The following is a 26,005-nucleotide window of genomic DNA, read 5'->3' as shown; positions in this document are numbered from 1 at the left end:
ACGGCGCCGGCTACCTGCCGGGCGCGAGGGAGCCCCACATGGACCTGCTGCACACCCTGCCGAACTTCGTTGTCTACCTAGCCACCGCCATCGCCCTGTTCGGCCTGTTCGCCATCCTCTACATCCGCCTGACGCCCTACGCCGAGATCCGCCTGATCCGAGAGGGCAACCTCAGCGCCGCAACCGCATTGGTCGGCGCGCTGCTCGGCTTTGCCCTGCCGCTGGCGAGTGCGATCGCCAACAGCGTCAACCTGCGCGACATGCTGCTCTGGGGACTGATCGCCCTGCTGGTGCAGGCGCTGGTCTACCTTGGCATCGCGCGTCTGGTGCCGGAGCTCAAGGAAGGCATCGCCAACAACACCCAGGCCCACGGCGTGCTGCTGGGCGGCTGCTCGCTGTGCGTCGGCCTGCTCAACGCCGCCTGTATGGTCTACTGAGCGGCAGTTACTGCTGGGTCTTCTTGTCCCATGGCTGCTCGCCCTGGGGCACCAGCATCGCCTCCTTGCGGCCCTCCCCGCCCCACTTTTCGATCAGCGCCTTGTAGGCCGGATCGTCCTTGACCACTTCGTGCAGCGACTTGTCGCTGAAGCTGAAGGCAGCCAGATCGCGGGCCGCATCGGCGCTCTTGTCGCCCTTGAACAGGCCCAAGGTCCAGCCCTGTTTCGCGTCCCAGCCGGCGGCTTGTAACGCCTGCTGGAAGCTCTGCAGAGCCGAACGCTGCAGCTGCTGCCGCTCGATGGGCGTCGGCGCCTGCTGCGACAAGCGTGAAAGCGCCGCCGCCAGGAGGGCGCTGGCGGGTGGGTCGTCGCCGCTGCCGCGGGCCAGGCCCAGGTATTCCTTGGCGTTGTTGTAGTCCTGGGTCACCAGGTAGGCCGCGCCCAGCAGGATGTAGCCGGGGTCGAACTGGTCGTTGTCGCGGTTGCGCGCCAGGATCATCGCCACCCGCGCCTGCAGATCCGCCGGCAGGCTGGTGGCGGTCTGCTCCAGAACTGGCTTGAGCAGCCGCTGCAGGTCCTGCTCGTCGCGCCAGCCGTGCTCAAATTTCTGCTGCTGGGCAATCACCTGGTCGAGCCCGCTCTTGTCCGTCGCCTTCTCGTAGCTGGCGATCTCCGCCGCGAAGCTCTTGCTCTTGGCCTCCTTGAGCACCATGGCCGTGTCGAACTGGCGGTCCTTGCGCCCTTCGTAAGCCTGCCAGAGGCTCAACCCGCAGCCGACGAGGGCGGCGACGACCGTCACAGCCGTTCCGACAGTTTTGAGCTTGATCATATGACCTCCCGTTGCCGGGCAATCGCGCATTCCCCTGGAGTCTAGAAGCCGCTCGCCGCGACGGCATCGGCCTTCGCCGAACCTGCACTACCCTGAATCCAGAGCAATGAAAGCGGCATCACGGCTTGAGCCGCCACGGCGGCTTCCCGATAATGTGCGCCCCCTTTTCCGGCCCAGCCTGCATGAGACGGTAGCCTCGATGACCGAACTCGCCCTGATCCTGGTCAGCGCCATCCTGGTCAACAACTTCGTGCTGGTGCAGTTCCTCGGCCTCTGCCCGTTCATGGGCGTCTCGCGCAAGATCGAGACCGCCATCGGCCTGGCCCTCGCCACCACCTTCGTCCTGACCCTGGCGTCGGTCTGCAGCTACATCCTGCAGCGCTACGTGCTGCGCCCGCTCGACCTGGAGTTCCTGCGCACCATCGGCTTCATCCTGGTGATCGCCGTGGTGGTGCAGTTCACCGAGTTGCTGGTGCGCAAGACCAGCCCGCTGCTGTATCGCGTGCTGGGCATCTTCCTGCCGCTGATCACCACCAACTGCATCGTCCTCGGCGTCGCCCTGCTCAATGCCAACAAGCCCGAGTTCGGCTTCCTCCAGTCGACCATGCAGGGCTTCGGCGCCGGCCTGGGCTTCTCCCTGGTGCTGGTGCTGTTCGCTGCCATGCGCGAGCGAATTGCCCTCGCCGACGTGCCCGAGCCGTTCCAGGGCGCGGCCATCGGCATGATCACCGCCGGCCTGATGTCCCTGGCCTTCATGGGCTTCACCGGGCTGATCAAGCTATGACCACGGTGCTGCTCTCGATCGGCGTTCTGCTGCTCATGTGCCTGGCCAGCGGCGCGCTGCTGGGCTTCGCCGCGGTGCGCTTCAAGGTCGAGGGCGACCCCATCGCCGAGCAGGTCAACGCCCTGCTGCCGCAGACCCAGTGCGGCCAGTGCGGCTACCCCGGCTGCAAGCCCTACGCCGAGGCCATCGCCCAGGGCGACGCGATCAACAAGTGCCCGCCCGGCGGCGCCGCCACCATCGCCGCCCTCGCCGACCTGTTCGACATCGAGGCTCCGCCCCTGGATGCCCCGGCAGAAACCCCGCCGTGCGTGGCCTACATCCGTGAAGTCGAATGCATCGGCTGCACCAAGTGCATCCAGGCCTGCCCGGTGGACGCCATCGTCGGCGCGGCGCGCCTGATGCACACGGTGATCGCCGACGAGTGCACCGGCTGCGACCTGTGCGTCGAGCCCTGTCCGGTGGACTGCATCGAGATGCGTGACCTGGAAGTCGGCGTACGCGAATGGAAGTGGCCGCTGCCGGCGGCACGCCTGATCGCCAGCGACCGGGAGCAGGCGGCATGAACGCCAAGGTCTGGGACTTCCCCGGCGGCCTGCACCTGCCGGCCAACAAGCAGCAGTCCACCGCCGCCCCAAGCATTCGCGCGCCGCTACCGGCCCGGCTGATCCTGCCGCTGCAGCAGCACACCGGCGCACCGGCCCTGCCCTGCGTGGGAGTCGGCGAGTACGTACGCAAGGGCCAGTGCATCGCCCTCCCCGGCAGCGCCATCAGCGCCGCCGTACACGCGCCCACCTCCGGCACCGTGGTGGCCATCGGCGAGCAACCTTATCCACACCCTTCCGGCCTGCTGGCCGAGGCCATCGTCATCGACGCCGACGGCCGGGACGAATGGGTCGAACTGGATCCCTGCCCGGACTACCGCCAGGAATCGCCCGCCGCGCTGCTCGAACGCATCCGCGCCGCGGGCATCACCGGACTTGGCGGAGCGGGCTTCCCCACCGCGGCCAAGCTTGCCGCGCGTGCCGCTGAAGACCTGCACACGCTGGTGATCAACGGCGCCGAGTGCGAGCCCTACATCAGCGCCGACGACATGCTGATGCGCGAGCGCGCCGTCGAGCTGGTCGAGGGCATCGAGATCCTCGCCCACCTGCTGCAGCCGCCGCAGGTACTGATCGGCATCGAGGACGACAAGCCGCAAGCAATAGAAGCGCTGCGCCAGGCCATAGGCGAACGGCCTTTCGAACTGCGGGTGGTGCCGACCAAATACCCCTCCGGCGGCGAGCGCCAGCTGATCCTCCTGCTCACCGGCCGCGAAGTGCCCAGCGGCGGCCTGCCGGCGGGCATCGGCATGGTCTGCGTCAACGTCGGCACTGCCGTGGCCGTGCGCGACGCAGTGTTGCTCGGGCGCCCGCTGATCTCGCGCCTCACCACCCTGACCGGCGAGGCTCTGACGCGGCCAATGAACGTCGAGGCGCTGCTCGGCACACCCATCGGCGAATTGCTGGAATTCGCCGGCCTCGATCGCGCGAAACTGGACCGCCTGATCATGGGCGGCCCGCTGATGGGCGTCACTCTGAGCGATGCGCAGGCACCGCTGATCAAGACCGCCAACTGCCTGCTGGCCGCCAGCGCCAGCGAGCTGCCGCCTCCGCCGCCGGCGCTGCCGTGCATCCGTTGTGGCGACTGTGCCCAGGTCTGCCCGGCCAGCCTGCTGCCGCAGCAGCTGCACTTCTTCGCCAAGGGCGAGGACCACGAGCAACTGCAGGCGCACAACCTGTTCGACTGCATCGAATGCGGCGCCTGCGCTTACGTCTGCCCTTCAAGCATCCCGCTGGTGCAGTACTACCGCGCAGCCAAGGCGGATATCCGCGAGCTGCAGCTGAAACAGCAGAAGGCGGAACATTCGCGCCTGCGCTTCGAGCAGCGCCAGGAGCGCCTGCGCCACGAGGAAGCGCGCAAGGCGGAGGAACGCCAGGCGCGCCTGGAGCGCGCCGCGCGTTTACGCGAAAGCCAGGCCGCTGCTCCGGTCGCCGAAGCGCCGCAATCGGCCATTGAGCGGGTGAAGTCGGAAAAGGCCGTGGGCAACGCCGGCGCCGACCTGAAGAAGCTCAAGATCGACGCCAGCATGGCCCGCGTCGCCCTGCAGAAGGCCGAGAAGCAACTGGCCGCCCACGACAGCGAAGCACTGCGCGCCCAGGTCGAATCACTGCGCCAGGCCGCCGAACAGGCCCGCCTGGCGCTGGAAGCGGCGGAGAAAGCCGAGGTCGCGGCGGCGCCTATCGCACCTGTCGCTCCGGCAACGGATGATGCGGCGCTGAAGAAGGCGAAGATCGACGCCGCCATGACCCGCGCCCAGTTGAAGAAGTCGGAGAAGGCCTTCGGCGATACGCCCGACGAGCAGCAGCAGGCCACCCTGGCGCAACTGCGTGAAGCCGCCGACCAGGCCGATCGGCACCTGGCGCAGCTGCAAGCAGCCCCCGCGCCGGAACCGCAAACCGCCGGTGACGGCATGGCACTGTTGAAGAAGGCCAAGATCGCCCTGGCGACCCGCCGCGCCGAGCTGAAGAAAGCCGAGCAGGCCGGTGCCGACGAAGCTGAACTGGAGCCACTGCGAGCAGCGCTGAAAGAGGCCGAACAGCAACTGCACGCCGCCGAGGACGCCAGCGGCAAGCCGGCGCCGGACCTGCAGCGCATCGACAAGCGCCCTGTGGATAACGAAACCCGCGCGCTCAAGACCGAACTGGCCTACGCCCGCGCCGACCTTAAGAAACTCGAGCGCGAAGGCGCCGACGAACCCCGCCTGAATGCCGCGCGCGAGCGCCTGGCAGCGGCGGAAAGCGCGCTGGCCGCGCGAAACCCGGAGTGATCCATGGCCCTGCCGCGCATGTCCTCGCCCCACGCCACCGGCGCCAATCGCACGCAGAAGGTCATGCTGCAGGTGCTCGCCGCGCTCGCGCCGGGCGCCCTCGTGCTGCTGTCCCTGTATGGCGTCGGCACCCTGTTCAACCTGCTCTGGTGCTCGGCCGTCGCGCTCGGCACCGAGGCGCTGATGCTGCACCTGCGCAAGCGTCCGCTGGGCGTGTTCCTCATGGACGGCAGCGCGCTGGTCACCGCCGTGCTGCTGGCCCTCGCCCTGCCGCCCTACGCGCCCTGGTGGCTGACGCTGCTGGCCACCGCCTTCGCCCTGGTCTTCGGCAAGCACCTGTATGGCGGCCTCGGGCAAAACCCGTTCAACCCGGCGATGCTCGGCTATGTGGTGGTGCTGGTGTCCTTCCCGCTGGAGATGACCCGCTGGCCGAGCCCGGACACCGGCCTCGGCCTGGTCGACGGCCTCTCGCGCATCCTCGGCCTGGGCGCGCCGCCGCCGGATGCCTGGGCAGGCGCCACCGCCCTCGACGTGCTGAAGAACAACCACAGCCTGACCATCGACGAGCTGCTGGCGCAAAGCACGGCCTTCGGCCACTTCGGCGGCAAGGGCGTGGAGCTGGTCAACCTGGCCTTCCTCGCCGGCGGCCTCTACCTGCTCTGGCGCAAGCTGTTCACCTGGCACGCGCCACTGGGCATGCTCGGCGCTCTCTTCGTCATGAGCCTGCTTTTCTGGAACGGTACGGGTTCGGATTCCCACGGCTCGCCGCTGTTCCACCTGTTCAGCGGGGCGAGCATGCTAGGCGCCTTCTTCATCGTCACCGACCCGGTGTCCGGCGCCACCAGCAACCGTGGCCGCCTGGTGTTCGGCGTCGGCGTCGGCATCATTACCTACGTGATCCGTGCCTGGGGCGGCTATCCCGATGGCGTGGCCTTCGCGGTGCTGCTGATGAACCTGGCGGCGCCGACCATCGACTACTACACGCGACCGCGCACCTATGGGCACAAGAAGCCCAAGCGCGGCTTCAAGCTGGGGGAGTGAGATGACCGACGCTCGCCGCTCCATGCTGAAGAACGCCCTGGCGCTCGGGCTGTTCGCCGTGCTCTGCGTCGGCCTGGTAGCCGTCGTCCACCAGCTCACCCAGGCGCGCATCGAAGAGGCGCAACGCGACGCGCGCGGGCGCATGCTGCTCGACCTGCTGCCCGCCGGCAGTTACGACAACCACCCGCTGGATGCGCCCGTCGCGGTGTTCGATCCCAAGCTACTGGGCAAGTCGCAGCCTGCTTCGGGCTTCGTCGCACGGCAAGGTGCGCGTGCCACCGCGGTGATAATTCCGGCCACCGCGCCGGACGGCTACAGCGGTGCCATCGAGCTGCTCGTCGGGGTCAGTGCCGAAGGCCGCCTGCTCGGCGTGCGCGTGGTGGCCCACAAGGAAACGCCGGGCCTGGGCGACAAGATCGAGCTGGGCAAGAGCAACTGGTTGCACGGTTTCGATGGCCGCTCGCTGAACGATCCGGACGACGCCGGCTGGAAAGTGAAAAAGGACGGCGGCCAGTTCGACCAGTTCGCCGGGGCCACCATCACCCCGCGCGCGGTGGTCAAGGCGACGCACAAGGCGTTGCAGTACTTCGACGCGCACAAGGCGGAACTGCTCGCACCGGCGAGCGGAGGCGAAAGCCATGAGTGATTACCGCGAAATCGCCAAGCAGGGCCTGTGGCAGAACAACGCCGGCCTGGTCCAGTTGCTCGGCCTGTGCCCGCTGCTGGGCACCAGCAACTCAATGGTCAACGCCCTCGGCCTGGGCCTGGCGACCATCTTCGTGCTGGCCTGCTCCAACGCCGCCGTATCCGCCTCGCGGCGCTGGCTGAGCGACGCCGTGCGCCTGCCGGCGTTCGTCCTGATCATCGCTGCGCTGACCACCTGCATCGAGCTGCTGATGCAAGCCTGGACCTTCGAGCTGTACCAGATCCTCGGCATCTTCATCCCGCTGATCACCACCAACTGCGTGATCCTCGGCCGCGCCGAAGCCTTCGCCGCGCGCAACGGCGTTCTGCGCTCGGCCTTCGACGGGCTGATGACCGGCGCCGGCTTCGCCCTGGTCCTGCTGGTGCTGGGCACCTTGCGCGAGCTGTTCGGCCACGGCACCCTGCTGGCCGACATGAACCTGCTGTTCGGCCCCGCTGCCGCCAGCTGGAAGCTGCAGGTCCCCGGCTACCAGGGCTTCCTGCTGGCCGTGCTGCCGCCCGGCGCCTTCCTGCTGCTCGGCCTGCTGATCGCCTTGAAGAACCGTATCGATGAAAGCCTGGCGGAACGCGCCAAGGCGCAGGCGGGCAACGTACCCGCCAGCGAGCGCCAGCGCGTCCGCGTGACCGGAGTGATCGAATGAATGCCGCCAAGCGCGCGGAGATTTTCCGCCGTCTGCGTGAAGACAACCCCAACCCCGAGACCGAGCTGGCCTACAGCACGCCGTTCGAGCTGCTGATCGCGGTGATCCTTTCCGCCCAGGCCACCGACGTCGGGGTGAACAAGGCCACGGCGAAGCTCTACCCGGTGGCCAACACGCCGGAGGCGATCTACGCCCTTGGTGTCGAAGGGTTGTCGGAGTACATCAAGACCATCGGCCTGTACAACAGCAAGGCGAAGAACGTCATCGAGGCCTGCCGCATCCTAGTCGAGAAGCACGGCAGCCAGGTGCCGGACAATCGCGAGGACCTCGAGGCGCTGCCCGGCGTAGGCCGCAAGACTGCCAACGTAGTACTCAACACGGCTTTCCGGCAGCCGGCCATGGCAGTGGATACGCACATCTTCCGCGTCGCCAACCGCACCAACATCGCGCCGGGGAAGAACGTCCTGGAAGTCGAGCGCCAGCTGCTCAAGTTCGTGCCCAAGGAGTACCTGCTCGACGCGCACCACTGGCTGATCCTGCATGGCCGCTACGTCTGCAAGGCCCGCAAGCCGCAGTGCGGCAGCTGCCGGATCGAGGATCTATGCGAGTACAAGCACAAGACTTCCGACGATTGAGTGCTATCGTCAAAAGCATCGCCGCTCATTGAAAAAATCTTTTTTACCGCCCCGAGCTTTGTCGCTATAAGGGGCGCCAAGCACACCCCGCATGCTGGAGTGATCGTTATGGCTGATAAAGAAGATCTAGAGCTCGAAGAAGAAGTGAGCACTGACGATTCGGATGACAGCGAAGCTGCAGCCGAAGTCGCCAAGACCAACCTGACCAAGCGCCGCATCATCGACAACTACCTCGAAGAACGCCGCCTGCAACGCCAGCTGTCGGACTACGACTTCGACCTCTGAGCCTTGCCCCCTGCATGAAAAAGCCCCGCACTTGGCGGGGCTTCGTCTTTTCTGGGCCCGACGTTCGCGGCCCCCAGAGAACAACCTTCCTCAATCCTGGCGCTTGGGCGACAGCAGCTCGATCTTGTAGCCATCCGGGTCCTCGACGAAGGCCAGGATGCTGGTGCCGTGCTTCATCGGCCCCGGCTCGCGGGTGATCTTGCCGCCGCGCGAACGGATGTCCTCGCAGGCCTTGTAGACGTCATCCACTTCCAGGGCGATGTGGCCGTAGGCGCTACCCAGCTCGTACTTGTCCACACCCCAGTTGTAGGTCAGCTCGATGACGCTGTTCTCTTCCTCGCTGCCGTAGCCGACGAAAGCCAGGGTGAACTGGCCGTCCGGGTAGTCCTTGCGGCGCAGCAGGGTCATGCCCAGGATCTCGGTGTAGAAGGCGATGGACTTGTCCAGGTCGCCGACGCGCAGCATGGTGTGCAGCAGACGCATGATGAATCTCCTCAGGATGGAATCGGGCCGGCGCGGGCCCGTCTCGGCGCCCCACGGAGCAGCGCTCCCCAGCGGGTTGCCAGACATGCTTTCACGGTATTCCGACAGTTTCACGGTGGCGGCCGTTCAGCGACCGCGACGCTTGGCGGCCATTGTCTCGCCGCACCAGCTTGGCGCGCCAGTCGCACAATGAAAAAGGCCCCGTGCGGGTCGGAATCCGCACGGGGCCGAAACACCAAAGGGGTGTTCGTTACAGCGGGCTGCGGCCCTTGCCTGCGGCAATGCGCATGCGCAGAGCGTTCAGCTTGATGAAGCCACCGGCATCGGCCTGGTTGTAGGCGCCGCCGTCTTCCTCGAAGGTCGCGATGTTCGCGTCGAACAGCGAGTCGTCGGACTTGCGGCCGACCACGATGACGTTGCCCTTGTACAGCTTCAGGCGCACGACACCGTTCACATTGACCTGCGAGGCGTCGATCATCTGTTGCAGCATCAGACGCTCGGGGCTCCACCAGAAGCCGTTGTAGATCAGGCTGGCGTATTTCGGCATCAGCTCGTCTTTCAGGTGCGCGACTTCGCGGTCGAGGGTGATCGACTCGATGGCGCGGTGGCCCTTGAGCATGATGGTGCCGCCGGGGGTCTCGTAGCAGCCGCGCGACTTCATGCCGACGAAGCGGTTCTCGACGATGTCGAGGCGGCCGATGCCGTTCTCGCCGCCGATGCGGTTCAGTTCGGCCAGCACTTGAGCCGGGGTCATGTCCTTGCCGTCGATGGCGACGATATCGCCCTTGCGGTAGGTCAGCTCGATGTAGGTCGGCTGGTCCGGCGCGTTTTCCGGGGACTTGGTCCAGCGCCACATGTCCTCTTCGTGCTCGGTCCAGGTGTCTTCCAGCACGCCGCCTTCATAGGAGATGTGCAGCAGGTTGGCATCCATGGAGTACGGCGATTTCTTCTTGCCGTGGCGCTCGATCGGGATGGCGTGCTTCTCGGCGTAGTCCATCAGCTTCTCGCGGGACAGCAGGTCCCACTCGCGCCAGGGAGCGATCACTTTCACGCCCGGCTTCAGCGCGTAGGCGCCCAGCTCGAAGCGAACCTGGTCGTTGCCCTTGCCGGTAGCGCCATGGGAGATGGCGTCGGCGCCGGTCGCGTTGGCGATCTCGATCAGACGCTTGGCGATCAGCGGGCGAGCGATGGAAGTACCCAGCAGGTACTCGCCTTCGTAGATGGTGTTGGCGCGGAACATCGGGTACACGAAGTCGCGGACGAACTCTTCGCGCAGGTCCTCGATGTAGATTTCCTTCACGCCCATTGCCTGGGCCTTGGCGCGAGCCGGCTCGACTTCTTCGCCTTGTCCCAGGTCAGCGGTGAAGGTCACCACTTCGCACTGATAAGTATCCTGCAGCCACTTCAGAATCACCGAGGTATCCAGGCCACCGGAATACGCCAGGACTACCTTCTTCACGTCCGCCATGCCATCACTCCACGGGGGGTTGTCACGAAAACCACCGATTCTACTGTCGCGCTGTAGGAAATTACAGAGGGGCGACAGCTTTAGACGACAACGCGACAGATTCTATCGAAGGTGCGACTAGGCGCCGCGGTTCGCGGAGCCTTGCACAAGCGGCGCCGAGGCCGGCGCCTTGGCAGTAGGCGCGGCGGGCGCGGGTGCCGCTGGGGCGGGTGCGGCCGGTGGCGTTGCAGGTGGTGTCGCAGCAGGAGCAGCCGGTGCCGCGGCCGGAGCCTCCGGCACCGCCTCGCGCGACAGATGGACGGTCACCCGGCGGTTGCGCGCGCGGTTGGCCTCCGAATTGTTCTTCACCAGCGGATAACTCTCGCCGTAGAAGCGCACGGTGATCTGGTTCTCCGGCACGCCATTGGCTTTCAGGTATTCCTGCACCGCAACCGCACGGCGCCGCGAGGCGTCGCGGTTGCTCAGGCGGTTGCCGCTGTTGTCGGAATGCCCGTCGAGCTCGATGCGGTTCACCGACGGGTCGGCCTTCAGGTACTGCAGGATGATGTCGAGCTTGGCGCGGGCCAACGGATCGAGCGCGTCACCGCCGCCGGGGAAGCCGACTTGGCTGGTGCGCACCTGGTCGAAGTTGACCGGCAGCATCTTCGCCGAGCAGTCCTGCAGTTGCGCGTAACCATCGGCGAAGCGTGTCGCCAGCAAGCGCACGCGCAAGTCCTGACCGGTGCCGCGCAGGCGCACTTCCGGACTGCGGCCTTCCAGCACGCCATCGAGCAGACGCCCGGCCTGCTGCTGGCTGCTGGTGAAGGGCACTTCGCCGGCAACCAGGGACACCGAGCCGAGGTTGATATCGCCCTGACTCGGACGCCAGGGCGGCGCCGCCGCCAGCAGCGTCGCCGAACCGCCGCCGTACCAGTTGCGCTGCGGTTTGAGACGGAAGGTCGGGGACTCGCCCGCGCGCCAGACGAACTCGCCGACGCCGAACCCGGCCACCTGTTGCGACAGACGGCACTCGAACTGATCGCCGGCGACCGTCCACTGCGCATTCTCCAGGCGCGTCTGGAAGGTCAGCCCCCAGGCCGGCAGGCTGGCGCAGAGGCCGAGCAGGAGAAGGTAGCGATGGCGCACGGGGGGCTCCGGGAAAAGCTGGAAAGTACCCAGGGGATATCGGACAGCCTCGGCAAAACTTGATAGCGAGTGCCGGGAGCGGGCTTTTCCGGTAGCATTTCCCCACTTTTTCCGCTGCAAACCGCCCCCCTGGAATTCCCATGTCCGACCGCCTGACCCTGCTGCGCCCCGACGACTGGCACATCCACCTGCGCGACGGCGCCGCCCTCGCCCAGACCGTCGGCGATGCCGCGCGCACCTTCGGCCGCGCCATCGTCATGCCCAACCTTGTTCCGCCGGTGCGCAACGCCGCCGAAGCCGACGCCTACCGCCAGCGTATCCTCGCTGCACGCCCGGCCGGCAGCCGCTTCGAGCCGCTGATGGTGCTCTACCTCACCGACCGCACCAGCGCCGAAGACGTGCGCGCGGCCAAGGCCAGTGGCTTCGTGCACGCCGCCAAGCTTTACCCGGCCGGCGCCACCACCAACTCCGATTCCGGCGTGACCAGCATCGACAACATCTTCCACGTCCTGGAAGCCATGGCCGAAGTCGGCCTGCCGCTGCTGGTGCACGGTGAAGTGACCCACGCCGACGTCGATGTGTTCGACCGCGAGAAGCGCTTCATCGACGAACACATGACCCGCGTGGTCGCGCGCTTCCCGACCCTGAAAGTGGTCTTCGAGCACATCACCACCGGCGACGCCGCGCAGTTCGTCAAGGCCGCCCCGGCCAACGTTGGCGCCACCATTACCGCGCACCACTTGCTGTACAACCGCAACCACATGCTGGTCGGTGGCATTCGTCCGCACTTCTATTGCCTGCCGATCCTCAAGCGCAACGTGCACCAGGAAGCCCTGCTCGACGCCGCCACCAGCGGCAATCCGAAGTTCTTCCTCGGCACCGACTCGGCGCCGCACGCCCGTCACGCCAAGGAAGCCGCCTGCGGCTGCGCCGGCTGCTACACCGCGTACGCCGCCATCGAGATGTACGCCGAGGCATTCGAGCAGCGCAACGCGCTGGACAAGCTGGAAGCCTTCGCCAGCTTCCACGGCCCGGACTTCTACGGCCTGCCGCGCAACACTGACAGCATCACCCTGGTGCGCGAGGAATGGTCCGCTCCGACCAGCCTGCCCTTCGGCGACCACGAAGTGGTGCCGCTGCGCGCCGGCGAAAAACTGCGCTGGCGCCTGCTGGAGGCCGGCGCATGAGCGAAGAAGTCTACGAAGAAGAGTTCGACGGCAATTACCCGCCCGGCCCGCGCCACCCGATGGCGCGGCGCTTCCGTGGCTACCTGCCGGTAGTAGTCGACGTCGAGACCGGTGGCTTCAACGCCGCCACCGACGCCCTGCTGGAAATCGCCGCGGTGACCATCGGCATGGATGAGAGCGGGTTCCTGTTCCCGGAACACACCCACTTCTTCCGCGTCGAGCCTTTCGAAGGCGCCAACATCGAGCAGGCGGCCCTGGAATTCACCGGCATCAAGCTGGACCACCCACTGCGCATGGCGGTGGCCGAGGAACAGGCGCTCACCGAGATCTTCCGTGGCGTACGCAAGTCGCTGAAGGCCAACGGCTGCAAGCGCGCGATCCTGGTCGGCCACAACAGCAGCTTCGACCTCGGCTTCCTTAACGCCGCGGTGAACCGCACCGGTCTCAAGCGCAACCCGTTCCACCCGTTCTCCAGCTTCGACACCGCGACCCTGGCCGGCCTGGCCTATGGTCAGACGGTGCTGGCCAAGGCCTGCCAGGCCGCCGGCATGGAGTTCGACAACCGCGAGGCACACTCGGCGCGCTACGACACCGAGAAGACCGCCGAGCTGTTCTGCGGCATCGTCAACCGCTGGAAGGAATGCGGTGGCTGGATGGAAGACGAGGACTGATCCTCGCCTTCCTTTAATGCCCCCGACAAAGCCCCGCCCGCGCGGGGCTTTGTTTTTGCTTCCTGCTGACAACCGCAAAGAAAAAGCCCCGCCAAGGCGGGGCTGTTTCACAAGCGGAACGCGGCTTACAGGTTGCCGGCGTTCTCGGCCAGGTAGCTGGCAACGCCTTCCGGCGAGGCAGTCATACCCTTGTCGCCTTTCTTCCAGTTGGCCGGGCAGACTTCACCGTGCTCTTCGGTGAACTGCAGGGCGTCGACCAGACGCAGCAGCTCGTCCATGTTACGGCCCAGCGGCAGGTCGTTGACGATCTGCGAGCGCACTACGCCGTTCTGGTCGATCAGGAAGGCGCCACGGAAAGCTACGCCATCAGCGGACTCGACGTCGTAGTCCTTGGCGATGCTGTGGGTCATGTCGGCGGCCAGGGTGTACTTGACCGGGCCGATGCCGCCCTTGTCCACCGGGGTGTTACGCCAGGCGTTGTGGGTGAAGTGGGAGTCGATGGAAACGCCGATCACTTCCACGTTGCGCGCCTGGAAGTCCGGGATGCGGCGATCCAGGGCGATCAGCTCGGACGGGCAGACGAAGGTGAAGTCCAGCGGATAGAAGAACACCAGGCCGTACTTGCCCTTGATGGCGTCGGACAGACGGAAGCTTTCGACGATCTCGCCGCTGGCCAGTACAGCCGGTACGTTGAAGTCGGGCGCTTTCTTACCTACGAGTACGCTCATTCCATGTCTCCTTGAAGGGTGAGGTCGGAGTGGCCTGCAGTCCGTCGGCTGGCTTGCTGGAAGCCTTGCCGGGCGTGCTGCGCAGCCCTAAATTGGCCCGGCATCATACACTGCAGCTCCCGCCCGCGCCCAGTGGCAGCCGTCCCCTCCGCCACGCAAGTCCTTGTTTGAAAACGCTAATCGGTCTCCTTTGGAATACCCGACCAATGAACTTTGACAATCATTCTCATTAACATTAGTATCGCCACCAACAACCCATTACTTAGTAGTAGCCACCATGTACGTCTGCCTCTGCCAAGGTGTCACCGATACCCAGATCCGCGAAGCGATCTATGAAGGTTGCTGCAGCTACCGTGAAGTGCGCGACAGCACCGGCGTCGGCACCCAGTGCGGGAAATGCGCCTGCCTCGCCAAACAGGTGGTCCGCGAGACCCTGGGCGAGCTGCAAAGCACGCAGACGATGAACTACTCGCTGGCCTACGCTGCCAACTGATTCATGCCGATTAGGCATGAGCAAACGAAACCGGGCTCCAGCCCGGTTTTTTTGTGCCTGAATTTCAACGACTTATCGCTTAATCGCAGAGTGAAAGCATTCGTATTCATATTCCTTTTCATAACGAATTCAATCACTTACGTTTGACTTGAAGTTATAAGAGGACCACACTTTTCAACCTCCCCACCCCGCACGGCAGGACTCGGCATGAAAGGCGACAAGAAAGTCATCCAGCATCTGAACAAGGTCCTCGGTAACGAGCTGATCGCCATCAACCAGTATTTCCTGCACTCGCGCATGTGGAACGACTGGGGCCTGAAGCGCCTCGGCGCGCACGAGTACGAGGAGTCGATCGACGAGATGAAGCATGCGGACAAGCTCATCGAGCGCATCCTCTTCCTCGAAGGCCTGCCGAACCTCCAGGACCTGGGCAAGCTGCTGATTGGCGAGAACACACAGGAAATGCTGCAGTGCGACCTGAACCTCGAGCTCAAGGCGGCCAAGGACCTGCGCGACGCCATCGTCCATTGCGAAAGCGTGCATGACTACGTCAGCCGCGACCTGCTCAAGGACATCCTCGAGTCCGAGGAAGAGCACATCGACTACCTGGAAACCCAGCTCGGCCTGATCCAGAAGGTCGGCCTGGAGAACTACCTGCAGTCGCACATGCACGAAGACGATTGATGTAAAAAGGGGCGCCATTCGGCGCCCCTTTGCTTTCCTACCCCACCTTTTCGGGGCGACGCACCAGCCGCGCCTGCAGCGCCAGCCCCGCGCAAAGCCCGATCACCACCAGCAGAGACAAACGCAGCCCCACGTGTTCGGCTAGGAAGCCAATCAACGGCGGCCCCAGCAGCAAGCCGCCATAACCGAACGACGCTACCGCGGCGACTCCGCGGGAAGGTTCGACACCAGGCCGATTGCCTGCGGCGCCGATCAGAATCGGAACCACCACCGACAACCCCGCACCTACCAAAGCAAAGCCGGCGATCACACTGGCGACCCACGGGCTGAACAGCGCCAGCAGCATGCCCGCGCAGGCCAGCAGCGCCAGCGTGCGCACCAGCGTCTCGTCAGCGAAACGCACCCGCAGGCGATCGCCGAACAGGCGCCCCATCACCATGGTCGCGGAGAACGCGGCAAAGCCCAGCGCAGCGACCCGCTCGGAGGCGCCCATCACCTGGTGCAAGAGCAACGCGCCCCAGTCGGCGACGGCGCCTTCGGATACGAAAGCGCACAGCGTCAGCAAGCCAAGACCGATCAAGGCCGGTGGCGGCAGGCGCCAGCCGCGTTGGGCTGGCGCCTCTTCCTCCTTGGGCTTGGGCCGACCTTCGAACAGGTGGCGAGCGAAGAACGGCAGGATCGCCACAGCAAGCACCGCCAGCAGCGTGAAGTGCCAGATCGGAGCCAGGCCAGCGAACGCTGCTGCGCCGACGGCACCTACAAGGCCGCCAAGGCTGTACATGCCATGCAGACCGGAGATGCACGGGCGCCCAAGGCGCCTCTCCACCTCGACGGCCTGGGTATTCATCGCCACGTCCATGGTCGCGAAGGTCAGGCCGACCAACAGCAGACCCGCTGCCAGGTACCAGACGTTCTGCGCCAGCCCCAGCAAGGGGAAGCACGCCATCAACGCCAGCCCAGAAGCAACGGTAATCGCCCGGCTGCCATAACGGCGCACCAGCGCTCCAGCGAAGACGAATGCCAGCAGCGCACCGAACCCTGCACCCAACAGGGCTTGGCCGAGCTCCTGCTCGTCCACGCCGGTCATGCTCTTGAGCGCCGGAACCCGTCCCATCAGGCTGCCATGCACCATTCCGCCCATGGCGAAGCAGTAGCCACACGCCCAGCGCGCCGCGTTGGCTCGCGATTGCTCGGTCATTTCAATCACCCCAAAAACAAAGCCCCGCCGGAGCGGGGCTTTGTGCGACAGCACGAAAGACTCAGGCGTTGGCCTTGCCTACGGCGTCTTTGATCAGCGGCTGCAGTTCGCCCTTCTCGAACATCTCGGCCAGGATGTCGCTACCGCCGACCAGCTCACCGCCCACCCACAGTTGCGGGAAGGTCGGCCAGTTGGCGTACTTGGGCAGGTTGGCGCGGATTTCCGGGTTCTGCAGGATGTCGACGTAGGCGAATTTCTCGCCGCAAGCCATCAGAACCTGTGCAGCACGGGCCGAGAAGCCGCACTGCGGAGCATTCGGCGAGCCCTTCATGTACAGCAGGACAGGGTTGTTGGCGATCTGCTCTTTGATGGTATCGATGATATCCATGAACTTCCTCGGCTGAACTATCAGATACTGATCCGACCCAGCGATGGCCGGCACGGTAGCGCGCATTGTACTGCAAAGCCGAGAGCTACGCTCGGCTTTGCCGAAAGCGCACTCAGGCGGCCTCCACCTCCACCGGCACGCCGTTCAGCGCGGCGTTTCCAGAGAGCGCGTCGAGGTAACGCTCGTCGGTGAGATCGTTCGCACTGGCGCCGCCCTGCTCCGCTGCGATGGACAACTGGACGCCCGGCCGGGCATGTCCCCAGCCATGCGGAAGGCTGACTACCCCCGCCATCACCTCGTCGCTGGCAGCCACTTCGACCTCGATGCTGCCGACGCGCGACCGCACCCGGACCCGCTGACCATCGACCAGGCCACGGTGCGCCAGGTCCTGCGGATGCATCAGCAGCTGATAGCGCGGCTTGCCCTTCACCAGGCGGTGATAGTTGTGCATCCAGGAGTTGTTGCTGCGCACGTGCCGCCGACCGATCAGCAGCAGTTGGCCGTCCGTCGGCGCCTGAGTGTCAGCGAAGCGCTTCAAGTCAGCCAGGAGCAGCTCCGGAGCCGCCTCCACTTTGCGGCTTGCTGTCTTCAGGCGCGCCGCCAGGTTCGGCCGCAGCGCCCCCAGATCAAGGCCGTGCGGGTGCTCGCGCAGGCGAGCCAGGTTGAGCTTGTGCTCGCTGGAGTCGCCGTAGGGACCGAAGCGCAGGCCCATGTCGATCATCTGCTCCGGTGCCAGCGTCGGTTTCAGCTCGGCGCCAGTGCGCGCGGCATAGGCCTTGGCCAGGCCGACGAAGATCTCCCAGTCGTGCAGCGCACCATCGGGCCTGGGCAGCACCGCCTCGTTGAAACGGGTGACGTTGCGCACCGCGAACACGTTGAAAGTCGTGTCGTAGTGGTCGTGCTCCAGCGGCGCGGTCGGCGGCAGGATGATGTCCGCGTAACGGGTCGTCTCGTTGATGTAGAGGTCGATGCTGAGCATGAACTCCAGCCCGTCCAGCGCCTGCTCCAGGCGTCGGCCATTGGGCGTGGAAAGCACCGGATTGCCGGCCACGGTGACCAGCGCGCGGATCTGCCCTTCCCCTTCGGTGAGCATCTCCTCGGCCAGCGCGGCGACCGGCAGCTCGCCGCCGTATTCCGGCAGACCGGACACCCGGCTCTGCCAGCGGTTGAAGGCGCCGCCGGAAGTGGTCGCCACCAGATCGACCGCCGGCGTCGTGCAGAGGCTGCCGCCGACCCGGTCGAGATTGCCGGTGACCAGGTTGATCAACTGCACGAGCCACTGGCAGAGAGTGCCGAAGCGCTGGGTGGAGACGCCCATCCGTCCGTAGCACACCGCCTTGTCGGCGGCGGCGAATTCACGCGCCAGCTGACGGATTTCATCCGCCGGTACGCCGCAACGCGGAGCCATGGCCTCGACGCCGAAAGGCGCCAGCGCCTCTCGCACTTCGTCCAAGCCTGCCGCAGGCAGGTGGCTGTCACGGGTGAGCCCTTCGCTGAAGAGCACGTCGAGGATGCCGAGCAGCAGCGCGGCATCCTGGCCGGGGCGGACGAACAGGTGCTGGTCGGCAATGGTCGCGGTCTCGGTCCGCCGCGGGTCGACCACCACCAGGCGCCCGCCGCGCGCCTTCAGCGCTTTCAGGCGTTTTTCCACGTCCGGCACGGTCATGATGCTGCCGTTGGAAGCCAACGGATTGCCGCCGAGGATCAGCATGAAGTCGGTGTGGTCGATGTCTGGAATCGGGATCAGCAAGCCATGGCCGAACATCTGCAGGCTGACGAGGTGATGCGGCAGTTGGTCCACCGAAGTGGCGGAGTAGCGGTTACGCGTTTTCAGCAGGCCCAGGAAGTAGTTGCTGTGCGTCATCAACCCGTAGTTGTGCACGCTGGGATTGCCCTGGTACACGGCTACCGCGTTGTTGCCGTGGCGCTCACGAATGTCGGCCAGGCGCGTGGCGACCAGGTCGAATGCGTCATCCCAGGAAATTGCCTGCCATTCATTGCCAACCCGGCGCATGGGTTGGCGTAGTCGATCGGGGTCGTTCTGGATGTCCTGCAGCGCTACTGCCTTGGGGCAGATATGGCCGCGGCTGAAGCTGTCCTGGGCATCGCCCTTGATCGACAGGATCTGCTCGCCTTCTGTCTCGATGGTCAGGCCGCAGATGGCTTCGCACAGGTGGCATGCACGGTGGTGGAGGATCTTGCTCATGGCTCGCCTCTTGTTGTTCCGCCGGCCTTCGAAGGCCAGTCGTTGCTCAGAAGACGAACTATGGAATGCCCGTGGGACTAACGCCACAAGCCTAAGCGCAGTGAATCAGGGGATATAGGCGGGAAGTCGGGCCGGAATACAGCCGGCCCGCCAACCAGGGGAACGCGACCGGCTACGGGAGGGCGCCGGCCGCGACGACATCAGTGAATGCCGTTGATGTTGCCTTTGTTACCGGTGACCTTGACGTTGACCTTCTTGAACAGGAAGAAGTCCTGCACGGTGACCTCGTAGCGCGGGGCCACGATCAGGTCCGCGCCGGAGGTCTTGACCGCCTTGAAGGCCGCTGCGGACTTGGCGCTGGACACCGGGTCGAATGCATTCAGCATGGAGCCGCCATCGGAGCCGCCGTAGGTCACGCCATCGGCGAACTGGCTGTCGCCGCCGAGCTTGAGGAAACCGAAGAGGATGTTGATCGAGGACTGGCCGCTGATCGGCTCGCCTACCTTCACATCGGCCTTCAGATCGGTTTTCACCGAACCGTCGATCGGTGCGGTGGGCTGGTTGACGTTGTAGCTGGTGCAACCGCTGGCGGTCGCGATCACCGCGGCTACTACGGCGCTCATCCAGAGTTTCTTCATTGAATGCTTCTCCATTGACTGGCCACCGGAATCGATGGCGGCGAGAAGCTATCAATTACCCGCAACATCTCGATGTAGGCTAAATCGCCGAAAATCATCAGAAATTTCCTGCAGTTTCAGCCATACATTTAAATGGCAGCTGCGGCCATGACCCTGGTCATTTCCTGGGCTCGGCGCCGCCCCCGGGGCAAACTTGCGTGAATGCGTAATTTCCTTATAGGATCGCGCCCTCCCCCTAAATTTCCGCTGCATGCGGTCAGGCCGCAGGTTCAGTCCGTTTTTTCTCGAAAAGCCGGCCAGACCCTCGGTCGCAAACAGAGAATAAGTAGTAGGTACTGAATCATGAACGCTAGGCACTTCCTCTCGATGCTGGATTACACGACCGACGAACTCCTCGGTCTGATCCGCCGTGGCAGCGAGCTGAAGGACCTGCGCGATCGAGGCGTGCTCTACGAACCGCTGAAGAACCGTGTACTGGGCATGATCTTCGAGAAGGCCTCGACGCGTACGCGTATCTCCTTCGAAGCCGGCATGATCCAGCTCGGCGGCCAGGCAATCTTCCTGTCCCCGCGCGACACCCAGCTGGGGCGTGGCGAGCCGATCGCCGATGCGGCGAAAGTGATGTCGCGGATGGTCGATGCGGTAATGATCCGCACCTTTGCCCACAGCAATCTCACCGAGTTCGCCGCCAACTCCCGCGTGCCGGTGATCAACGGCCTCTCCGACGACCTGCACCCCTGCCAGTTGCTGGCCGATATGCAGACGTTCCACGAGCACCGCGGCAGCATCGCCGGCAAGACGGTGGCCTGGATCGGCGACGGCAACAACATGTGTAACAGCTACATCGAGGCGGCCATTCGCTTCGACTTCCAGCTGCACGTGGCCTGCCCGGACGGCTACGAACCCAATGCAGCGCTGCTGGCCCAGGCGGGCGAGCGTGTGCGCATCTTCCGCGACCCGCGCGAAGCCGTGGCCGGCGCGCACCTGGTGAGCACCGACGTCTGGGCTTCCATGGGCCAGGAAGACGAAGCGGCGGCGCGCCTGCGTACCTTCCGTCCGTACCAGGTGACCCGCGAACTGCTCGACCATGCCGCCGCGGACGTGCTGTTCATGCACTGCCTGCCGGCACACCGCGGCGAAGAAATCAGCGAAGACCTGCTGGACGACCCGCGTTCGGTCGCCTGGGACCAGGCCGAGAACCGACTGCACGCGCAGAAGGCCCTGCTTGAACTGCTGGTCGAACACGCCCACTACGCCTGACCTTCCATACCCTGCTCGACCGCACGGAGCCTGGCTCTCCGTGCGGCGCATCGCCTCGCCATGGAGCCAGCGGCGAGTAATTCTCATTCGCCGCGTGTAAACTCCCCGCCTCCGCTTTTGCTTACACGGCCCGCCCCATGACCACATCGCTGTTGCTCGAACTCAGAAACCTCTCCTGTGGCTATGGGCAACAACGCGTGGTGCAGGACGTCAGCCTGCACCTGAACGCCGGCGACATCGGTTGCCTGCTCGGCCCCTCGGGATGCGGCAAGACCACCACGCTGCGTGCCATCGCCGGTTTCGAGCCGGTGCAGGCTGGCGAGATCGGCCTGGCCGGCGAAGTCATTTCGCGCACCGGTTTCACCCTCGCACCGGAGAAGCGCCGCATCGGCATGGTGTTCCAGGACTACGCGCTGTTCCCCCACCTGACCGTGGAGGACAACGTCGCCTTCGGCATCCGCAAGCACCCCGAGCGCCAGCGCATCGTCCGGGAACTGCTGGAACTGGTGAAACTCGACAAGCTAGGCCGGCGCTATCCCCACGAGCTGTCCGGCGGCCAGCAGCAACGTGTGGCGCTGGCCCGCGCTCTGGCGCCCGAGCCGCTGTTGCTGCTGCTCGACGAACCCTTCTCCAACCTCGACGTGGAACTGCGCCGCAAGCTCAGCCACGAGGTGCGCGACATCCTCAAGGCGCGCGGTACCAGCGCGGTGCTGGTGACTCACGACCAGGAGGAAGCCTTCGCCGTCAGCGACCACGTCGGCGTGTTCAAGCAGGGTCATCTGGAGCAGTGGGACACGCCCTACAACCTCTACCACGAGCCGCAGACGCCCTTCGTCGCCAGCTTCATCGGCCAGGGCTACTTCATCCGCGGGCAGATGCTCGATCCGGAAAGCGTGCAGACCGAACTCGGCGTGCTGCGCGGCAACCGAGCCTATGGACTGCCGGCTGGCAGTGCAGTGGATGTGCTGCTGCGCCCCGACGATCTCGTGCATGCTCCGCAAGGCCCGCTGAAGGCGCGGATCGTTGGCAAGTCTTTCCTTGGCGCGGCGACCCTGTACCGCCTGCAGCTACCCACGGGGACGCAGTTGGAATCCATCTTCCCCAGCCACGCCGACCACCAGCCGGGCGACGAGGTCGGCATCAGCGTCGCCGCCGACCATCTGGTGCTGTTCAAGGCCGAAGGCAGCGTGGCAGTAGACTCCCGCAGCTAACGCCTGCACCAGGACCTTTTCAGCCCCGACGCAGGGCGCCCGGTGTCAGTCCCAGGTGACGGCGCATTGCGGTGGTCAGCGCGCTCTGGCTGGAGAAACCGCATTCGCCGGCGACCCGCACCAGCGAGAGATCGCTTTCCCGTAGCAGCCGTGCGGCGCAGTCCAGGCGCAACTTGAGCAGGTATTGGTGCGGCGTCAGGCCAACGCTGTCCTTGAACTGCGCGTGGAAATGGCTGGGGCTCAGGCAGGCGAGCTGAGCCAACTCGGCAATGCAGATGCGCCGACCAAGGTTGGCCCGCATATGCGCATCCAGGCGCTGCAGATCCAACGGGCCGCCAGGTTCCGGCGCCCGTTCGTCAATCAGCCGAAGATGCAGGGCCCGGATCAGCGCGCCACCCAAGGCGCGCGCCAAAAGCGGATCACGGCCATGGCGTTCGAGCTCTGCGCCAGCGCAGCCGAGCAGGCTCTGCAGATCGGCGTCCAGGGTCGGATAGCGCGGCCTGTCGAATAGCCGGGCCAGCATTTCGCGCTCTTCGTCGGCGCCGTCCTGCGGGTCGAGATCGACGATCAGCATGCGGTTGTCGCCAACGCCGGCGAACGCATGCCCAGCCTCGCCGGGAACCAGGCAGGCGCGCATCGGGCAGACCTCGCCGCCCTTCCCGTCCACTTCGAACGCGGCACGCCCGGCCAGCGACATCACCAGCTGGTGATGCACGTGAGCGTGGGCGTGAGACTGTTCTGACAGTTGAGCGACGCGGGTTTCCAGCATGGCGGACGGCTGCGCGGGTTGGGCGCGCACTCTAACGGAGATAGCCGGACCTGCCCAGCGGCCGTCGTCCATACGACATCTTTGGCAACAGCGGCATCGGAACAGGCATTGAAAGGCGTCGGAGGATTCCCCATCTAGACTGTCATGTTCAATCAGTCAGGTGCCTCATGAGCGACCACGACGAGATTCACGACATTCACAGCGCCGAGGAGGTCAACGCCACCAGCCTGGCGCTGCCCGGCCAGAATCTGCCGACCACCGTCTACGTCATCCCGATCCATAACCGCCCGTTCTTCCCGGCCCAGGTGCTGCCTGTGATCGTCAACGAAGAACCCTGGGCGGAAACCCTGGAGCTGGTGGCCAAGACCGACCACCACAGCCTGGCGCTGTTCTTCATGGACAACCCGCCGGAAGACCCGCGCCACTTCGATCCGAACACCCTGCCCGAGCACGGCACCCTGGTGCGCGTGCACCACGCCAGCCGCGAGGGCGGCAAGCTGCAGTTCGTCGCCCAGGGTCTGTCGCGTGTGCGCATCCGCGGCTGGATCAAGCGCCACCGCCCGCCCTTCCTGGTCGAAGTGGACTATCCGCACACCCCCGCCGACGCCAGCGACGAGGTCAAGGCCTACGGCATGGCGCTGATCAACGCGATCAAGGAACTGCTGCCGCTCAACCCGCTGTACAGCGAAGAGCTGAAGAACTACCTGAACCGCTTCAACCCCAACGACCCGTCGCCGCTCACCGACTTCGCCGCCGCCCTGACCACCGCGCCGGGCAGCGAGTTGCAGGAGGTGCTGGACACGGTGCCGATGCTCAAGCGGATGGAGAAGGTCCTGCCGCTGCTGCGCAAGGAAGTGGAGGTGGCGCGCCTGCAGAAGGAGCTGTCCGCCGAGGTCAATCGCAAGATCGGCGAGCGCCAGCGCGAGTTCTTCCTCAAGGAACAGCTCAAGACCATCCAGCAGGAACTGGGCATCACCAAGGACGACAAGAGCGCCGATGCGGACGAGTTCCGCGCCCGCCTGGACGGCAAGATCCTCCCCGAACAGGCGCGCAAGCGCATCGATGAGGAGCTCAACAAACTATCGATCCTCGAGAGCGGCTCGCCGGAATACGCGGTTACCCGCAACTACCTCGACTGGGCCACCTCGGTGCCCTGGGGCGTACTGGGCAAGGACAAGCTCGACCTCAAGCATGCGCGCAAGGTGCTCGACCGCCATCATTCGGGCCTGGAAGACGTCAAGGATCGCATCCTCGAATTCCTCGCCGTGGGTGCCTTCAAGGGCGAGATCGCCGGCTCCATCGTGCTGCTGGTCGGCCCGCCGGGCGTGGGCAAGACCAGTATCGGCAAGTCCATCGCCGAGAGCCTTGGCCGGCCGTTCTACCGCTTCAGCGTCGGCGGCATGCGCGATGAGGCCGAGATCAAGGGCCACCGCCGCACCTACATAGGCGCCCTGCCCGGCAAGCTGGTGCAGGCGCTGAAGGACGTCGAGGTGATGAACCCGGTGATCATGCTCGACGAGATCGACAAGCTCGGCGCCAGCTACCAGGGCGACCCGGCCTCGGCGCTGCTGGAAACCCTCGATCCCGAGCAGAACGTCGAGTTCCTCGATCACTACCTGGACCTGCGCCTGGACCTGTCCAAGGTGCTCTTCGTCTGCACGGCGAACACCCTGGATTCGATTCCAGGGCCGCTGCTCGACCGCATGGAAGTGATCCGCCTCTCCGGCTACATCGGCGAGGAGAAGCTGGCCATCGCCAAGCGCCACCTGTGGCCCAAGCAGCTGGAGAAGGCCGGCGTGCCGAAGAGCCGCCTGTCGATCAACGACGCAGCCCTGCGCGCGGTGATCGAGGGCTATGCCCGCGAAGCCGGCGTGCGCCAGCTGGAGAAGCAGCTCGGCAAGCTGGTGCGCAAGTCGGTGGTGAAACTGCTGGAAGATCCCGAGGCGACGGTGAAGATCGGCGCCAAGGACCTGGAGGATTACCTGGGCATGCCGGTGTTCCGCACCGAGCAGCTGCTCTCGGGCATCGGCGTGATCACCGGGCTGGCCTGGACCAGCATGGGCGGCGCGACGCTGCCGATCGAAGCGACGCGTATCCACACGCTCAACCGCGGCTTCAAGCTCACCGGCCAATTGGGCGATGTGATGAAGGAATCGGCGGAGATCGCCTACAGCTACGTCACCGCCAACCTGAAGAAATACGGCGGCGACCCGAGCTTCTTCGACCAGGCTTTCGTCCACCTGCACGTGCCCGAGGGCGCCACGCCCAAGGATGGCCCGAGCGCCGGCATCACCATGGCCAGTGCCCTGCTCTCCCTGGCGCGCAACCAGGCGCCGAAGAAAGGCGTGGCCATGACCGGCGAGCTGACTCTCACCGGCCAGGTACTGCCGATCGGAGGGGTTCGCGAGAAGGTGATCGCGGCGCGTCGGCAGAAGATCCATGAGCTGATCCTCCCGGAAGCCAACCGCGGCGACTTCGCGGAACTGCCGGACTACCTCAAGGAAGACCTGACCGTGCACTTCGCCCGGCGCTTCATCGATGTGGCCAAGGTGCTGTTCCCCGCCTGAGGACCAGCCGCGCTGTAGGAGCGGACCTTGTCCGCGATGCTCGCGATTCGCGGATGAGATCCGCTTGTACATTTCTTCTGGGTCCCCGCGTTCGCGGGGAAGACGATGAAAAGCGTGCACCTTTTCTCGTCTCTCCCGCGAACGCGGGAGCCCAAAGGACAGTTGCTCCTACGGCACGTCGAGCTAGCCAACCCTCCCGGCCTTTGCGCTATCCTCGGGCCCAATTCGAACTCGCCCGAGGAGCCGTCATGCCGTCGCCCCGCCTGTTGCTTCCCCTGTCCCTGCTGTTGCTCGCCGGTTGCGCCGGCCAGAAGCCGGTGGTCAGCCTGGAAAGCGAGCACGACTGCAAACCGCTGAAACTGCACCAGGGCCAGGAACTGGTGCTGATGCTGCCGAGCAATCCCACCACCGGCTTCCGCTGGGAGATCCGCAATCCGGCGGCTAGCGTCCTCCACAGCCTCGGCCCCGAGGTCTACAACAACCCCGAGGACGCCGGCGTGGTCGGCAGTGCGGGCGAGTCCACCTGGCGCTTTCGCGTCGCCGGCACCGGCGAGGACCATCTGCAGCTGATCTACCACCGCCCCTGGGAACCCGAAGTCGCCCCCGAGCGCACCTTCGACTGCGCCATCAGCGCGCGCTGAGCAAGACGCCAAATACCACCCGGTCTGACGCGCCCGGCCTGGGCGCCTCCCCACCGATTGCGGCA

At 65.4% G+C, this 26,005-nt stretch carries 27 protein-coding genes; 17 read left to right on the top strand and 10 right to left on the bottom strand.

All coding sequences use genetic code 11. The features are described 5' to 3' along the window. The first annotated feature begins 38 nt into the window (after positions 1-38). Positions 39-437 (top strand): DUF350 domain-containing protein, encoded by a 399-nt coding sequence (locus tag PKB_RS07185; RefSeq protein WP_043250296.1) that lies wholly within the window; start codon positions 39-41, stop codon positions 435-437. A 7-nt stretch (positions 438-444) separates the two neighbouring features. On the opposite strand, the gene PKB_RS07180 is transcribed toward PKB_RS07185, so the two are convergent. Beyond that, a complete protein-coding gene (locus tag PKB_RS07180; protein WP_043250294.1) occupies positions 445-1,266 on the bottom strand; it encodes a hypothetical protein in 822 nt (273 codons plus the stop codon). A 199-nt stretch (positions 1,267-1,465) separates the two neighbouring features. Here PKB_RS07180 and rsxA point away from each other — a divergent pair, with 199 nt between their 5' ends. The 8 genes from rsxA (at position 1,466) to PKB_RS29850 (ending at position 8,223) form a co-directional block, all read left to right on the top strand. After that, positions 1,466-2,050 (top strand): electron transport complex subunit RsxA, encoded by a 585-nt coding sequence (gene rsxA, locus PKB_RS07175; RefSeq protein WP_043250292.1) that lies wholly within the window; start codon positions 1,466-1,468, stop codon positions 2,048-2,050. Next, on the top strand, positions 2,047-2,613 hold the full coding sequence (gene rsxB / locus PKB_RS07170) for an electron transport complex subunit RsxB (protein ID WP_043250290.1): 567 nt from the start codon (positions 2,047-2,049) through the stop codon (positions 2,611-2,613). The genes rsxA and rsxB overlap by 4 nt, the downstream gene beginning before the upstream one ends. Beyond that, complete coding sequence (gene rsxC / locus PKB_RS07165; RefSeq protein WP_043250288.1) at positions 2,610-4,916, top strand: electron transport complex subunit RsxC; 2,307 nt, start codon at positions 2,610-2,612, stop codon at positions 4,914-4,916. The genes rsxB and rsxC overlap by 4 nt, the downstream gene beginning before the upstream one ends. Positions 4,917-4,919: 3 nt before the next feature. Further along, positions 4,920-5,957, top strand: a complete 1,038-nt coding sequence (locus tag PKB_RS07160; protein ID WP_043250286.1) for an RnfABCDGE type electron transport complex subunit D — start codon at positions 4,920-4,922, stop codon at positions 5,955-5,957. A 1-nt stretch (position 5,958) separates the two neighbouring features. After that, entirely contained in the window at positions 5,959-6,603 is a 645-nt protein-coding gene (gene rsxG, locus PKB_RS07155) for an electron transport complex subunit RsxG (protein ID WP_043250285.1), read from the top strand. Next, positions 6,596-7,303, top strand: a complete 708-nt coding sequence (locus tag PKB_RS07150; protein WP_043250284.1) for an electron transport complex subunit E — start codon at positions 6,596-6,598, stop codon at positions 7,301-7,303. Before rsxG ends, PKB_RS07150 begins: the two co-directional genes overlap by 8 nt. After that, complete coding sequence (nth, locus tag PKB_RS07145; protein WP_043250283.1) at positions 7,300-7,938, top strand: endonuclease III; 639 nt, start codon at positions 7,300-7,302, stop codon at positions 7,936-7,938. Before PKB_RS07150 ends, nth begins: the two co-directional genes overlap by 4 nt. 108 nt (positions 7,939-8,046) lie before the next feature. Next, the gene (locus tag PKB_RS29850; protein ID WP_043250282.1) at positions 8,047-8,223 is read left to right on the top strand and encodes a PA3496 family putative envelope integrity protein; all 177 of its coding nucleotides are present in this window, start codon (positions 8,047-8,049) and stop codon (positions 8,221-8,223) included. Positions 8,224-8,313: 90 nt separating this feature from the next. Here the strand turns inward: PKB_RS29850 and gloA are convergent, their stop codons facing one another. The 3 genes from gloA to PKB_RS07125 form a co-directional block, all read right to left on the bottom strand. After that, positions 8,314-8,706 (bottom strand): lactoylglutathione lyase, encoded by a 393-nt coding sequence (gloA, locus tag PKB_RS07135; RefSeq protein ID WP_043250281.1) that lies wholly within the window; start codon positions 8,704-8,706, stop codon positions 8,314-8,316. Positions 8,707-8,956: 250 nt separating this feature from the next. After that, a complete protein-coding gene (locus PKB_RS07130; RefSeq protein WP_043250280.1) occupies positions 8,957-10,174 on the bottom strand; it encodes an argininosuccinate synthase in 1,218 nt (405 codons plus the stop codon). A 117-nt stretch (positions 10,175-10,291) separates the two neighbouring features. Next, complete coding sequence (locus PKB_RS07125; RefSeq protein WP_043250279.1) at positions 10,292-11,299, bottom strand: flagellar protein MotY; 1,008 nt, start codon at positions 11,297-11,299, stop codon at positions 10,292-10,294. A 140-nt stretch (positions 11,300-11,439) separates the two neighbouring features. Here PKB_RS07125 and pyrC point away from each other — a divergent pair, with 140 nt between their 5' ends. Both pyrC and rnt read left to right on the top strand, forming a co-directional pair. Beyond that, on the top strand, positions 11,440-12,486 hold the full coding sequence (gene pyrC, locus PKB_RS07120; protein ID WP_043250278.1) for a dihydroorotase: 1,047 nt from the start codon (positions 11,440-11,442) through the stop codon (positions 12,484-12,486). Next, positions 12,483-13,157 carry a ribonuclease T gene (rnt, locus tag PKB_RS07115; RefSeq protein ID WP_043250277.1) on the top strand — a complete coding sequence of 225 codons (675 nt, stop codon included), beginning with the start codon at positions 12,483-12,485 and terminating at the stop codon, positions 13,155-13,157. Before pyrC ends, rnt begins: the two co-directional genes overlap by 4 nt. Before the next feature lie 125 nt (positions 13,158-13,282). On the opposite strand, the gene PKB_RS07110 is transcribed toward rnt, so the two are convergent. Continuing rightward, positions 13,283-13,885 carry a peroxiredoxin gene (locus PKB_RS07110; protein WP_043250276.1) on the bottom strand — a complete coding sequence of 201 codons (603 nt, stop codon included), beginning with the start codon at positions 13,883-13,885 and terminating at the stop codon, positions 13,283-13,285. A 277-nt stretch (positions 13,886-14,162) separates the two neighbouring features. On the opposite strand from PKB_RS07110, the gene PKB_RS07105 reads away from it, so the two are divergent. Together PKB_RS07105 and bfrB are read left to right on the top strand one after the other, a co-directional pair. Continuing rightward, entirely contained in the window at positions 14,163-14,378 is a 216-nt protein-coding gene (locus tag PKB_RS07105; protein WP_043250275.1) for a bacterioferritin-associated ferredoxin, read from the top strand. 207 nt (positions 14,379-14,585) lie between these two features. Beyond that, entirely contained in the window at positions 14,586-15,062 is a 477-nt protein-coding gene (gene bfrB, locus PKB_RS07100) for a bacterioferritin BfrB (protein WP_043250274.1), read from the top strand. Positions 15,063-15,099: 37 nt separating this feature from the next. On the opposite strand, the gene PKB_RS07095 is transcribed toward bfrB, so the two are convergent. The 4 genes from PKB_RS07095 to PKB_RS07080 form a co-directional block, all read right to left on the bottom strand. Next, entirely contained in the window at positions 15,100-16,260 is a 1,161-nt protein-coding gene (locus tag PKB_RS07095) for an MFS transporter (RefSeq protein WP_043250273.1), read from the bottom strand. Between the two features lie 61 nt (positions 16,261-16,321). Then, positions 16,322-16,648, bottom strand: a complete 327-nt coding sequence (gene grxD, locus PKB_RS07090) for a Grx4 family monothiol glutaredoxin (RefSeq protein WP_043250272.1) — start codon at positions 16,646-16,648, stop codon at positions 16,322-16,324. A 112-nt stretch (positions 16,649-16,760) separates the two neighbouring features. After that, positions 16,761-18,854 (bottom strand): molybdopterin oxidoreductase family protein, encoded by a 2,094-nt coding sequence (locus tag PKB_RS07085; RefSeq protein ID WP_043250271.1) that lies wholly within the window; start codon positions 18,852-18,854, stop codon positions 16,761-16,763. Positions 18,855-19,054: 200 nt separating this feature from the next. Then, entirely contained in the window at positions 19,055-19,492 is a 438-nt protein-coding gene (locus PKB_RS07080; RefSeq protein ID WP_043250270.1) for a hypothetical protein, read from the bottom strand. A 342-nt stretch (positions 19,493-19,834) separates the two neighbouring features. Between PKB_RS07080 and argF the strand changes: the two genes are divergently transcribed. Together argF and PKB_RS07070 are read left to right on the top strand one after the other, a co-directional pair. Further along, a complete protein-coding gene (gene argF / locus PKB_RS07075) occupies positions 19,835-20,752 on the top strand; it encodes an ornithine carbamoyltransferase (RefSeq protein ID WP_043250268.1) in 918 nt (305 codons plus the stop codon). A 137-nt stretch (positions 20,753-20,889) separates the two neighbouring features. Then, positions 20,890-21,963, top strand: coding sequence for an ABC transporter ATP-binding protein (locus PKB_RS07070; protein WP_043250266.1), 1,074 nt, complete (start codon positions 20,890-20,892; stop codon positions 21,961-21,963). 19 nt (positions 21,964-21,982) lie between these two features. Here PKB_RS07070 and PKB_RS07065 read toward each other — a convergent pair whose 3' ends face one another. After that, positions 21,983-22,732: an AraC family transcriptional regulator gene (locus tag PKB_RS07065; protein ID WP_043250263.1), complete on the bottom strand. Its 750-nt coding sequence runs from the start codon at positions 22,730-22,732 to the stop codon at positions 21,983-21,985. Between the two features lie 167 nt (positions 22,733-22,899). On the opposite strand from PKB_RS07065, the gene lon reads away from it, so the two are divergent. After that, on the top strand, positions 22,900-25,299 hold the full coding sequence (lon, locus tag PKB_RS07060) for an endopeptidase La (RefSeq protein ID WP_043250261.1): 2,400 nt from the start codon (positions 22,900-22,902) through the stop codon (positions 25,297-25,299). A 248-nt stretch (positions 25,300-25,547) separates the two neighbouring features. Continuing rightward, positions 25,548-25,940: a protease inhibitor I42 family protein gene (locus PKB_RS07055; protein ID WP_043250259.1), complete on the top strand. Its 393-nt coding sequence runs from the start codon at positions 25,548-25,550 to the stop codon at positions 25,938-25,940. Positions 25,941-26,005 lie beyond the last annotated feature (65 nt).

Origin of the sequence: Pseudomonas knackmussii B13, from assembly GCF_000689415.1 — a bacterium.
In the GTDB taxonomy this organism is placed as follows: Bacteria; Pseudomonadota; Gammaproteobacteria; order Pseudomonadales; family Pseudomonadaceae; genus Pseudomonas; species Pseudomonas knackmussii.
This window is presented reverse-complemented; position numbering and strand designations above follow the sequence as displayed.